Here is a 12,857-nt window from a genome sequence, read left to right on the forward strand (position 1 = left end):
TTCCCCTAGCCGAGCTCTTTGTCCAGCAGCGCGAGGAGCTCTCCCGCTGAGGCCGACGTGATCTGGTCGACGATGGCGACCGGTGCCCCGGTGCCCGCCATCGAGCGGACTCGGCCCTGCAGCTCGCCGAGCAGAGTGGAAATGGCGGTCCTGTCCTGCGCCTCCAGCCGGAGGAAGGCCTCCTCCAGCCGGGAGCCCAGCCGTTCGATCTCCTCGGCCAGGGCGTCGGCCGGGGACTGCGGGGGCGCGGAGTCGAAGGCGACGGCCGCGAGCAGGAACCGGGCGAGGGCGGCCGGGTTGGGATGGTCGAAGACGAGGGTGGCGGGCAGCTTCAGCCCGGTCACCGCCGACAGCCGGTTGCGCAGCTCCAGCGCGGTGAGCGAGTCGAGTCCCAGCTGCTTGAACGCGGCGTTCGCACCGATCCGGGCGGTGTCGCGGTGGCCGAGGACCAGCGCGGTCTGCGTCCGGACCGCGTCGAGCAGCGCCGCCTCCGCCTCGTCCGGCGGCAGCGCGCCGAGCCGCCGCGCCATGCCGGGGTCGGCGGGCCCGCGGCCGGCCGGCCCGCCGGGTCCGCCGGGCGTCCCGGTCAGGCCGGCCAGGAGCGGCGAGGCCGCGCCGGGGGCGGCGGGGTCCAGCCGGGCCGGGACCAGGACCGGCTCGTCCAGGGAGAGGGCGAGGTCGAAGAGGGCGAGCCCCTCCCGCGTGGCCAGCGGCAGCACGCCCTGGCGGCGCAGGCGTTCGACGTCGGCGTCCGCGAGGCCGGCGACCATCTCGCTGCGTTCGCCCCAGAAGCCCCAGCACAGCGAGGTGGCCGGCAGCCCCTCGGCGCGGCGGGCCTGCGCGAGGCCGTCGAGGAACCCGTTGGCCGCCGCGTAGTTGGCCTGCCCGGCCGTCCCGAGCACGCCCGCGACCGAGGAGAAGAGCACGAACGCGGACAGGTCCAGGTGCCGGGTCAGCTCGTGCAGGTGCCAGGCGCCGCGGACCTTGGGCGCGAGGACGGTGTCCACGCGGTCCTCGGTCAGCGCCTCGACGACCCCGTCGGCCAGCACGCCCGCGCAGTGGACGACGGCGGTCAGCGGGTGCCCGGCGGGCACGGCGGCGAGGAGCGCGGCGACGGAGTCGCGGTCCGCGACGTCGCAGGCCACGACGTCGACATGGGCTCCCGCCGCGGTCAGCTCCTCGCGCAGCGCGGCCGCGGCCGGGGCTCCGGGGCCCCGTCGGCCGGCCAGCAGCAGCCGGCGCACGCCGTGCCGGGCGACGAGGTGGCGGGCCAGCAGGGCGCCCAGGCCGCCGGTGCCGCCGGTGATCAGCACGGTGCCGGAGCCGAGCGGCGGTACGCCGTCCGGTCCTGCGGCGGTGTGGGCGCGGGCCAGGGCCGGGACGGCGGCCGCGCCGTCCCGGAGCCTGATCTGGGGCGCGTCGGCGGCGGCCGCCGCGGGGACGGCGGCGAGGGAGGCGGGCGTGCCGTCGGTGTCCACGAGGGTGAAGCGGCCCGGGTTCTCGGTCTGCGCGCTGCGGACGAATCCCCAGACGGCGGCCGCCGCGGGGTCGGTGCCGGGCATCCGCCCGTCGCGGACCGCGTCCTGCGTCACGAGGGCCAGGCGGGAGCCGGCGAACCGGTCGTCGGCGAGCCACTCGCGCGTCCAGCGCAGCACGCGGTGGAGGGCCTCCTCCACGCGGGCGGGCGCGTCGGCGCCGTCCGCGTCCGGCAGGCCGAGCTCGGCGATGACGACGGGGGGTGTCGCCGCGCCCGGGACGGCGGGTCCCCCCGGGCCGGCGAAGGCCCCGTCGGGCGCGCCCAGTACGGCGTGCCGGTCGGGAGCGGGGGCGGCGGGCAGGGGCAGGGGGGTCCAGTCCACCCGGAAGAGCGAGTCCCGGTGGTCGAAGCCCAGCGCGGTCAGCTCCTCGACGTCCGCGGGCCGCAGGCCGAGCGCCTCGATGCCGCCCACCGGGGTGCCGTCGGTGTCGGCGAGGGCCAGGGACAGCGCGTTCTCCCCGGCGGGGGCCAGGCGCACGCGCAGCACGCCCGCTGCGGACCGGTCCAGGCGCAGGCCGGTGCAGCGGAAGGGCAGCCAGCCCCCGGGCCGGGAGCCGTCGACGATCCCGCCGAGGCCGGCCGGGAGCAGCGCGGCGTGCAGCAGCGCCGGGTGGACGCGGTAGCGGCCGGCCGCGCCGTCGGCGGCGGGCAGCTCCACCTCGGCGAGGAGGGCGTCACCGTCGCGCCACACCGCGCGCAGGCCGCGGAAGAGGGGGCCGTGGGAGAAGCCGAGGGCGGACAGGCGGGCGTACTCGTCCTCGAAGGGGACGGCGACCGCGCCCGCGGGGGGCCAGGCCGCGGTGTCCCGGGCCGGGCGGGGGCCGGCGTCGGGGCCGGAGCCGACGGCGCCGACGGCGTTGCGCGTCCACTCCGTCCCGCCCCCGGCCCGGGAGTGCACGGTGAGCGCGCCCCCGGCGTCGACGACCACGCGGATCTCGCGCTCGCCGGTGCGGGGCAGCACCAGCGGTGCCTCCAGGGTGAGTTCGCCGACGTGGTCGCCGCCCGTGCGGTGCGCCGCCCACAGGGCCAGCTCCAGCAGGGCGGCGGCGGGCACCAGGACGGCGCCGTGGACCACGTGCCCGGCCAGCCACGGGTGGCGTTCGAGGGAGAGGCGCCCGCCGGCCGCCAGGCCGCCGGTGCCCGCGTCGGCGGGCAGGTCGACGACGGCGTCGAGCAGGGGGTGGTCGGAGGTGCTCGCGGCGTCGGTCTCGGCGGGGGTGTCCAGCCAGTAGCGCTGCCGCTGGAAGGCGTAGGTGGGCAGCTCGGTGAACGGGCCTTCCGGGTCCGGGAAGGCGGTCCGCCAGGTCACACCGGCGCCGGCCACGAAGGCCTCGGCCGCCGAGCGGTGGAAGCGGGCGAGACCGCCCTCGCCGCGCCGCAGGGTGCCCACGGCGACGGCGTCGGCGCCCGCGTCGTCGAGGGTCTGTTCCACGCCGACCGCCAGGACCGGGTGGGCGGAGGCCTCGACGAAGAACCGGAAGCCCTCCGCGGCCAGGGCCCGGGTCGCCTCCTCGAAGCGGACCGTCCGGCGCAGGTTGGTGTACCAGTACTCGGCGTCCAGCCGCGTGGTGTCCAGCCATCCGGCGGTCACCGTCGAGAAGAACGGCACCTGGGCCGGGCGCGGCCGCAGGCCCTCCAGCAGCCGCCCGAGCTCCCCGCGGATCGCCTCCACATGCGCCGAGTGGGAGGCGTAGTCCACCGGCACCCGGCGGGCCCGGACCCCGTCCGCCTCGCAGGCGGCGAGCAGCGCGTCCAGTGCCGCCACGTCGCCCGAGACCACCGCGGACGAGGGCCCGTTGACCGCGGCGACCGACAGCCCGTCCGTCAGCCGTGTGCGCACGGCCTCCACGGGGAGCTCGACCGAGACCATGCCGCCGAGTCCGGACAGCGCCAGGATCGCCTTCGAGCGGAGCGCCACCACCTTCGCGGCGTCCTCGACGGTCAGGGCCCCCGCGACGCACGCGGCGGCGATCTCCCCCTGGGAGTGGCCCACCACGGCCTCGGGCAGCACCCCGTACGAGCGCCACAGCTCGGCGAGCGAGACCATCACGGCCCACAGCGCGGGCTGGACGACGTCCACCCGCTCCAGCGCGTCGGCGTCGCCGAGCACCTCGTCCAGGGACCAGTCGACGTACGGTGCCAGCGCGTCGGCGCACTCGCGCATCCGGCGTGCGAAGACCGGGGAGGACTCCCACAGCTCCCGGCCCATCCCGGCCCACTGCGATCCCTGCCCGGGGAAGACGAACACCGTCCTGCCGCCCGGCCCGGCAACGCCGGACACCACGCCGGCGCCGCCGCTGCCGTCGGCGGCGGCCGTCAGGGCGGCGAGCAGGGCGTCGCGGTCGGCGCCGGCGACGACCTGGCGGTGGTCGAACAACGTGCGCGTGGACACCAGCGCGTGGCCCACGCCGGCGAGCGGCAGGTCCGGGTCGGCGGCCACGTGGTCCCGCAGCCGCAGCGCCTGGTCCCGCAGGGCCTCCGCCGAGCGCGCCGACAGCACCCACGGCACGGAGGCGGGCAGTCCGGCGGGCGCCCGCCCGGGGGCCTCGGGCGCGGTCTCCTCCTCGGGGGCCTGTTCGAGGATCAGGTGGGCGTTGGTGCCGCTGATCCCGAAGGCGGAGACGCCGGCCCGCCGGGGGCGCCCGGGCGTCCACGCGCGGGCCTCGGTCAGCAGCTCCACCGCGCCGGCCGACCAGTCCACGTGCCGCGAGGGCCGGTCCACGTGCAGGGTCCGGGGCATGACCCCGTGCCGCATCGCCATGACCATCTTGATGATGCCGCCGACGCCCGCGGCGGCCTGGGTGTGGCCGATGTTCGACTTCAGCGAGCCCAGCCACAGCGGGCTGCCCGGCTCCCGGTCCTGACCGTAGGCGGCGAGCAGCGCCTCCGCCTCCAGGGGGTCGCCCAGGGTCGTGCCGGTGCCGTGCGCCTCCACGGCGTCCACGTCCGCGGCCGCGAGTCCGGCGTCGGCGAGGGCCGCCCGGATGACCTTCTCCTGCGCCAGCGCGCTCGGCGCGGTCAGCCCGTTGGAGGCCCCGTCCTGGTTGACCGCCGAGCCGCGGATCACCGCCAGGACGCGGCGGCCGTGGCGCCGCGCGTCCGAGAGCCGTTCGAGGACGAGCACGCCCGCGCCCTCGGAGAAGCCGGTGCCGTCGGCCGCGTCCGCGAACGCCTTGCACCGCCCGTCGGCCGACAGGCCCCGCTGCCGCCCGAGTTCCACGAGCACGCCGGGGGTGGGCATCGTCGACACCCCGCCGGCCAGCGCCAGCGCGCACTCCCCCGAGCGCAGGGACCGCACGGCCTGGTGGACCGCGACGAGCGAGGACGAGCAGGCGGTGTCGGTGGACACCGCCGGGCCCTCCAGGCCCAGGACGTACGCCACGCGCCCGGAGGCCACGCTCGTGTACGTCCCCGCGAGCACGTGGCCCTCCACCTCGCCGGCCGCCGCACCGCCCATCCGCGGGCCGTAGTCGACGGCGTAGATGCCGGTGAACACCCCGGTCGCCGAGCCGCGCAGCCCGGCCGGGTCGATGCCGGCGCGCTCCAGCGCCTCCCAGGAGGTCTCCAGCACCAGCCGCTGCTGCGGGTCCATGGCGAGGGCCTCGCGCGGGCTGATGCCGAAGAACGGCGCGTCGAACTCGGCGAGGCCGGACAGGAAGCCGCCGGCGCGGGCGTACGTCGTCCCCGGCTCCTCGGGGTCCCCGGCGTAGAGCGCCTCCAGGTCCCAGCCGCGGTCGGCCGGGAACTCCCCCATCGCGTCCACGCCCCCGGACACGACGTCCCACAGCCCTTCGGGGGAGGTCACCCCGCCCGGGAAGCGGCATCCCACTCCCACGACCGCGATCGGCTCGCGCGCGGACTCCTCCAGCTCGCGCACCCGCTCGCGCAGCTCCTGCGCGTCGCCGACGGCGCGTCGCAAGTAGGACCGGAGCTTGTCGACATCCTCCACCAGGGCCTCCCCCAAACCGTTGCTCAGCAGTACAGGCGCGGCTACACGTATCCGCGGTCGATCAGCTCGTACAGGTCGTCGTCGCTGTGGTGTTCCAGGCCGGTGCCCTCCTGCGGCTCCGGGGCCGGCGGGACCTCCTGGACCTGTGGTGCGAGGAGGTCGAAGAGGTGCCGGGCGAGGCGCTGCGGAGTGGGGTGGATGAAGGCGACGGTGGCCGGGAGCCGCACTCCGGCGGCGGCCGCGAGCCGGTTGCGCAGCCCCACCGCGAGTGCGGAGTCGAAGCCCAGGACCTTGAAGGTCTCGGTCGCCCTCGCCGTGAGCCCGGCGGCCGTCGCGTCCGGGTCGGCGGCGCTCAGCAGCGCCGCCGTCTCGGCGCACACGAGGGCGAGGACGGCCGCCTCGGAGCCCAGGTCCGCGGCCTTCCCGGTGCCCGCGTCCGGTCCGCCCCCGCCCGCGGCGGGCGCGGCGCCGTCCGCGGGTGCGGTCAGCCAGTACGGGCGCCGCCGGAAGGGGTAGGCCGGCAGGGCGACCCGGCGCGGCCGCCCGGCGGAGAACACCGCGTCCCAGTCCACGGGCACGCCGCGCACGTGCAGTTCGGCCAGCGAGGCCAGGACCTTCCCGGTGCTCCCGTCGTGCTTGCTGAGCGTGCCCACCACCGCCGGCGAGACCCCGAGCGCGTCGGCCGTCTCCTCCACCGCCACCTGGAGCACCGGATGGGGGCTGACCTCGACGAAGGTGGTGTGTCCCCGTTCGACGAGGTGCCGGGTGGCGGCCTCGAAGCGGACCGTCCGCCGCAGGTTGCGGAACCAGTAGGCGGCGTCCAGCTCCGCCGGGTCCACGGGGCCGCCGGTCACGGTCGAGTGGATCGCCGCGGTCGCGGGCAGGGGGGTGATCCGGCCCAGCCCGTCCGTCAGCCGCTCCTCGAACCGGTCCAGCAGCGGCGAGTGGCCGGGAACGGTGGACCGGATGAGGCGGGCGCGGGCGCCTGCGGCCTCGCAGGCCGCGACCAGTTCCCGGACCGCCCCGGTCTCGCCCGAGACGGTGGTGGAGTTGGGGCCGTTGACGGCGGCGATCCCGATGCGGTCGCCCCACCGCCCCAGCAGCTCCCGCACCCGGTGTTCGGGCAGCAGGACGCCGGCCATGGCGCCCTGGCCGGCGACCGTGGCGAGCAGCCGGGAGCGCAGGGCCACGATCCTGGCCGCGTCCTCCAGCGTCAGGGCGCCCGCGACGTGGGCCGCGGCGATCTCGCCCTGGGAGTGGCCGACGACCGCGTCCGGGATCACGCCCAGGGAAGCCCACACCCGCGCCAGGGACACCAGCATCGCGAACAGCGCCGGCTGGACGACCTCGATGCGGTCCAGCGACGCGGCCGGCTCGGCACCGGTCAGCACGTCCACCAGCGACCAGTCCACGTGCGGTGCGAGCGCCCGTGCGCACGCGTCGACCGAGCGGGCGAAGACCTCCGACTCCTCGTACAGCCGCTTCCCCATGGCCGGCCACTGCGATCCCTGGCCGGGGAAGACGAAGACGACCGGGCCCGCCGGGGCCGTGGCCTCCCCGCGGACCACCCGCGCCGGGTCGCCGCCCGCCGCGAACAGGCCGAGGTCGGCCAGGGCCTGCTCGCGGCCGCCGCCCAGCAGGACGGCCCGGTGCGCGAACCGGGAGCGCGTCGTGGCCAGGGAGTGGCCGATGTCGGCCGCCGACAGCGAGGCGTCCGCGGCCACCAGGTCCCGCAGCCGCGCCGCCTGCTCGCGCAGGGCCGGCTCCGAGCGCGCGGAGAGCACCCACGGCAGCACGGCGGGCGCCGGGGCCGCGCCGGCGGACGGCTCCGGGCGCGCCGGCGCCCCGGGGGCCTCCTCCAGGATCACGTGCGCGTTGGTGCCGCCCATGCCGAACGCCGACACGCCCGCGCGCCGGGGCCGGCCGCTCCGCCGCGGCCAGGGGCGCGCGTCCCGCAGGACCTCGAAGTGTTCGTGGAAGCCGGCGATGGCCGGGTTCGGGGAGCGGAAGTTCAGGCTCGGGACCAGCCGGTCGCGGTCCAGGCAGAGCGCCGCCTTGACGAAGCCGACGATGCCGGCGGCCGGCTCCAGGTGCCCGACGTTCGTCTTCACCGAGCCGATCACCAGGGGGCGTTCGCGGCCGGTCCGCCGGAACACCTCGCGCAGGCCGGCCGCCTCGGCCGGGTCGCCCATGCGGGTGCCGGTGCCGTGGGCCTCGACGTAGTCGACGCTGTCGAAGGGGACGTCCGCGCGGGCGAGGGCGGCCAGGACGGCGGCCGCCTGCCCGCTCGGGCTGGGGTCGGGCATCCGGGTGGACGCCCCGCCGCTGCCGACGCCCCAGCCGCGCACCACGGCGTAGACGTGGTCGCCGTCGGCGAGGGCGAGGTCGAGCCGCTTCAGCAGGACGAACGCCCCGCCCTCGCCCCGGGCGAAGCCGTTGGCCCGCTCGTCGAAGGTGAAGCAGCGGCCGTCGGGCGAGAGGGCGCCCAGGTTGGCGAGGCCCGCCCCCGCCTCCGGGTCGGCGATCAGGTGGACGCCGCCCGCGAGCGCCGTGTCGACCGCGCCGGCACGGATCCGCTCGCAGGCCAGCGCCAGGGCCACCAGCGAGGAGGACTGGCCTGAGTCGGCGCAGAAGCTCATGCCGCGGACGTCGAAGAGGGCGGAGATCCGGTTCGCGATCATCGCCCCGTTGGAGCCGAGCGCGGCGTAGTGGTCGTCCCGGTCGGTTCCCGACAGCCTGCGCAGCAGGTCGTAGCCGGAGGGGGCGGTGCCGACCACGACGTCGACCTCGCGGCCGGCGAGCGCGTCCGCCGGGACGCCGGCGTCCTCGACGGCCTCCCAGGCGAGCTCCAGGCCCAGCCGCTGGACGGGGTCCATGGCGGCGGCCTCGTCCGGTCCCGTGCCGAAGAACTCCGCGTCGAACCCGTCGATGGCGTCGAGGAAGGAGCCCTGTTCCAGGGTGGCCGCGTCCGGATGGGACGTACGGTCCCGGCCGGCCGCGCGCGAGGCGGGGAAGGTCCCGACGGTGGACTCCCCGTCGAGCAGGAGGCGCCAGAACGCGCGCGGTTCGTCCACACCGGGGAACCGGCACGCCATCCCGATGACGGCGATGTCGGCGGCGGCGCCGTTCATACGCGTTCCCTTCCGGTTCTCTCGGCTTCTCGCTCGGGGGGTGGGGGACGGCGGCGGTCTCACCGCCAGGAGGACAGCGGCCCCAGCAGCCCGTCGGGCGCGTCCATGAAGTCGTAGTGGCCGCCCTGGACCACCCGGAACTCGACGGGGTCCGCGTAGCGGCTCCACCCTTCGAGGTCCTCGGGGCTGACGTCGGCGTCGTCGCTCCAGTGCAGGACGACGACGGGACAGTCCACGCGGGCCGGGTCGGTCCGGCGGTACGCGCCCGCGGCGGCGTGGTCGCGCAGGAGGACGAACATGCCCAGGTCGATCATGTCCGGCCGGGGCTCGATGCCGCGGCCGCGGACGAACGACTCCAGTTCGGCGCGCAGTTCGGGTTCGGTCAGGGTGAGCATCCGGTCGCGCGCGGCGTCGTGCGGGGCCGGCTGGCCCGACACGAAGAGGCGTTCCGGCGCGGGCAGGCCGCGCTCGGCGATCCGGAGCACCGTCTCGTAGGCGGGCATCGCCCCGGAGCAGTGCGCGAAGATCGCGTACGGCCGGTCGAGCAGCGGTGCCAGCTGTTCGACGAGGCTGTCGGCCAGGTCCTCGTAGGTGCCGTAGTGCGGGTGCGCCAGCCGGTTCTCGCGGCCGGGGAACTGCACGGGGCAGACCTCGGCGCCGCCGATCGCGGCCGGCCAGGCGCTGAAGGCCGAGGCCCCGGAGCCGGAGAAGGGGAAGCAGAAGAGCCGGGCGGGGGCGTCCTTGGACGGCGGCCGGACGAACCACGGCGAGGCGGCGGTGGGGGTGGTGGTGCCGGTGGTCATGGGGTCCGCCGTTTCTCGCCGACGATGGGCAGGTGGGTCATGCCGGCGATGAAGTACGACCGCAGGTGCTGCGGTTCGCCGGCGAGTTCGAGCGACTCGAAGCGGGCGAGCAGTTCCTCGAAGAAGACGCGCAGCGTCATCCGGGCCAGCGGGGCGCCGATGCAGAAGTGCGGGCCGAACCCGAACGCGCCGTGGCGCTTGGCGCCGGCCCGGGTGATGTCGAAGGCGTGCGGGTCGGGGAAGACGGACGCGTCCCGGTTGCCCGAGCCGATCCACGCCACGACCGCGCCGCCGGCCGGGACGGTGCCCCCGGCGATCTCGACGTCGTCCACCGCGTACCGCATGAAGTTGCAGGCGGCCGAGGTCCAGCGCAGGCCCTCCTCGACGAGGTTGGGGACCAGCGTGGGGTCGGCCGCCGCCTTCCGGTACTGCTCGGGGCGTTCGATGAGCGCCTCGACCGTGCCGGAGACGGTGTGCGGGGTCGTCACGTTGGCGCCCAGCAGGATGCTGTAGCCGTCGAGGGCGATCTCCTCGTCGGACAGGGGCTCGCCCCCTGGACGGACGCTCGTGAGGTGGTGGAGCAGGCTCTCGTCCTCCGTGCCGGCGGCCCGGTGGGTCCTGGCCCAGTCGCGGACGTAGGTGAGGAGCTCGTGGTGGGAGATGGCCAGGGTCGCGGCCTCGCTGCCCAGGCGGAAGTGCGGGTCCGAGGGGGCCGTCACCATGGCGGTCAGCCGGACGAGCTCCTCCCAGTCCTCCTCCGGGATGCCGAGCAGCGGGCCGGTGACCAGCGCGGGCAGCAGCAGCGCCCGTTCGGCCAGGTCGAAGACCCCTCCGTCCAGGGCGGGTTCGAGGAAGCGGACGACCGTGGCGCGGATCCGGTCCTCCCAGACCTGGACCGCGCGGGCCGTGAGCCTGGAGCCGAGCGGCCGGCGGACCTCGGTGTGCCGCGGCGGGTCGGTGGAGGTCATCAGCACGCCGGCGGCGGGGTCGTCCGTGCCGAGGTGGGTGGGGACCGTGCCCCGTTCGGAGGTGAACCCGCGGTGGTCGGAGAGGACGCGGCGGACGTCCTCGTAGCGGGTGACCGACCAGAACGCGCGGCCGTCCGGCAGGACCTGGTGGTGCAGGGGCGCCCGCTCCCGCATCACGTCCCAGATCGGGTGCGGGTCGCCGGAGGCGTAGAGGTCCAGGTCGAACAGGTCGACGCCGCCGAGGTCGACGTCGCGCGCGGGGCCGGGCGTCAGCCTCACGCCCCCGTCCTCGCCCGCTCGATCAGCTCGGCGACCCGGGCCGGGGTCTGCGCCAGGTAGAAGTCGCGCACGGACAGCTGGACGCCGTACTGCTCGGACACCTGCTCGATGATCTTGATGCCGCTCAGCGAGTTGCCGCCGATCGCGAAGAAGTCGTCCTCCACGCCGACCTCGCGGCCGCCCAGGTGTGCTCCCCAGAGCTCCGCGATTTCCTGCCCCAACGATCCCATTGCCCGTCCGTCCTTCCTCCGCCGACCGGGAGTCCCCGGCCGCGCCGTCCCGCCGGCGGGACACATTCCTCGAATGGCCGGATCGAGTGTCGCGTGGATGCGCGTCCGCTCACACCGCTTCGGCGGTGCTCCGGTGCCCGCCCGGCCGGTGGGGTTGAGAGTGCGTCAGCGGGCCCGCTTCCCAGGACCGTCCCGCCGGCGGGACAGGGGAAGTCCGCGCGCGGCCCGCCCCGCCCCGGCCGTGGCGTTCCTTGACCGGCTGATTCGCGTTCAGTGAACGTGAAGGGGATTTAACGACGTTAGAGGCGCAGTCGAACGAGGGGGAACGACGTGGGGCATACGGGTACGGACGCGGACGTGGTCGTCGCGGGCGCCGGGCCGACGGGCCTGATGCTCGCCTGCGAGCTGCGGCTGGCCGGCGCCGACGTGGTGGTGGTCGAGCGGCTCGCGGAGCGGACGGGCGAGTCCCGGGCCGGCGGGATCCACTCGCGCACCCTGGAGGTGCTGGACCAGCGCGGGGTGCTGGACCGCTTCCTGGCCGAGGGGGAACCGCAGCCGGTGGGCCATTTCTCCGGCCTCTACCTGGACTTCGACGAGTCCGAGTCCAGGCACCCCTATCCGCTGATGATCCTTCAGTCCGCCGTCGAGCGGCTCCTGGAGGAGTGGGCCGCGGAACTCGGCGTGCGGGTGCGCCGGTCGGCGGGGGTGAGCGGGATCCGCCAGGACGGGGACGGGGTGACGGTCGAGCTGGACACGGGGGACGCGGCGCCCGCGGAGCTGCGCGCCCGGTACCTCGTGGGCTGCGACGGCGGGCGCAGCACGGTGCGCAGGCTGGCGGGCATCGACTTCCCCGGCACCGCGGCGACGATGACCGCGCTGATCGGCGACGTGGAACTGCCCGGCCTGCCCGAGGACTACGTCTGGGTGCGGCGCACCCCGGGCGGCGACTACTCGGCGATCGCCTTCGAGCCCGGCTGGTACCGGGTGATCACCTCCGAGTACGACCGGGTCGCGGACCGCGACGAGCCGGCGACGTTCGAGCAGCTCCGGGAGTCCCTGGTCAGGGTCGCCGGCACGGACTTCGGCATGCACTCCCCCCGGTGGGTCTCCCGGTTCAACGACGCGGCGCGGCAGGCCGCGCAGTACCGCAAGGGCCGGGTGCTGCTCGCGGGCGACGCGGCGCACATCCATTTCCCGGCCGGCGGGCAGGGGCTGAACATGGGCGTGCAGGACGCGGTCAACCTGGGCTGGAAGCTCGCCTCGGTGGTACGGGGCCGGGCTCCGGAGAGCCTGCTGGACAGCTACCACGACGAGCGCCACCCCGTCGGGGAGCGCGTGCTGCACAACACCCGGGCGCAGGCGGCGCTGGCCCGCCCCGGCGCGGCGACGGACGCGCTGCGCGAGGTGTTCGGCTCGCTCATGGTCTTCGACGACGTCAACCGGGTCCTGCGGCACATGCTGACCGCGCTGGACGTCCGCTACCCGGTCGGCGGGGACCACCCGATGGAGGGCCGCCGGGTCTTCGACGCCGACCTCAAGACGGACGGGGGCGTCATCGGCGTCTACGGGCTGCTGCACGCCGCCCGCCCCGTCCTGCTCGACCTGGGCGGGAGCGCCGCGGTGGCATCGGCCGCGGAGGGCTGGGCCGATCGCGTGGACCTCGTCGTGGCCCGCGCCGAGGACGCGCTGTGGCCCGTCCCGCCCGTGGGCGAGGTCCCCGCCCCGGCGGCCCTGCTGATCCGGCCCGACGGCCACGTGGCCTGGGCCGCGGACGCCGTCGGCGCGGCCGAGGCCGGCGCGCTGCGGACGGCCCTCACCACCTGGTTCGGCCCGGCCCTGCGGGGGTGAGGCCGCGCCCGCCGGTGCGGTGGCACACGGAAGACGGCGGCCGCCGGACCCCCGGCCGGGTCAGCAGGGCCGCCGGGGCGGGGACCTCGCCCACGGGCGGGACGGGCCACAG

The 12,857-nt window shown here is 76.4% G+C and carries 6 protein-coding genes; 1 reads left to right on the forward strand and 5 read right to left on the reverse strand.

Annotated elements, in window-relative coordinates:
- Positions 1–5 precede the first annotated feature (5 nt).
- Genes AB0469_RS37285 through AB0469_RS37305 form a run of 5 tightly spaced genes read right to left on the reverse strand, consistent with a single transcriptional unit; the run spans position 6 to position 10,897 of the window.
- The gene (locus tag AB0469_RS37285; RefSeq protein ID WP_366456015.1) at positions 6–5,486 is read right to left on the reverse strand and encodes an SDR family NAD(P)-dependent oxidoreductase; all 5,481 of its coding nucleotides are present in this window, start codon (positions 5,484–5,486) and stop codon (positions 6–8) included.
- 41 nt (positions 5,487–5,527) lie between these two features.
- Complete coding sequence (locus tag AB0469_RS37290) at positions 5,528–8,617, reverse strand: acyltransferase domain-containing protein (RefSeq protein WP_366456016.1); 3,090 nt, start codon at positions 8,615–8,617, stop codon at positions 5,528–5,530.
- 59 nt (positions 8,618–8,676) lie between these two features.
- Positions 8,677–9,420, reverse strand: a complete 744-nt coding sequence (locus tag AB0469_RS37295; protein ID WP_366456017.1) for a thioesterase domain-containing protein — start codon at positions 9,418–9,420, stop codon at positions 8,677–8,679.
- Positions 9,417–10,667, reverse strand: coding sequence for a cytochrome P450 (locus AB0469_RS37300; RefSeq protein ID WP_366456018.1), 1,251 nt, complete (start codon positions 10,665–10,667; stop codon positions 9,417–9,419). The genes AB0469_RS37295 and AB0469_RS37300 overlap by 4 nt, the downstream gene beginning before the upstream one ends.
- A complete protein-coding gene (locus AB0469_RS37305) occupies positions 10,664–10,897 on the reverse strand; it encodes a phosphopantetheine-binding protein (RefSeq protein ID WP_366456019.1) in 234 nt (77 codons plus the stop codon). The genes AB0469_RS37300 and AB0469_RS37305 overlap by 4 nt, the downstream gene beginning before the upstream one ends.
- A gap of 330 nt (positions 10,898–11,227) precedes the next feature.
- Here AB0469_RS37305 and AB0469_RS37310 point away from each other — a divergent pair, with 330 nt between their 5' ends.
- Positions 11,228–12,745 (forward strand): FAD-dependent monooxygenase, encoded by a 1,518-nt coding sequence (locus AB0469_RS37310; protein ID WP_366456020.1) that lies wholly within the window; start codon positions 11,228–11,230, stop codon positions 12,743–12,745.
- Positions 12,746–12,857 lie beyond the last annotated feature (112 nt).

The sequence above is a fragment of the Streptomyces sp. NPDC093801 genome, assembly GCF_040701585.1.
Lineage (GTDB): Bacteria > Actinomycetota > Actinomycetes > Streptomycetales > Streptomycetaceae > Streptomyces.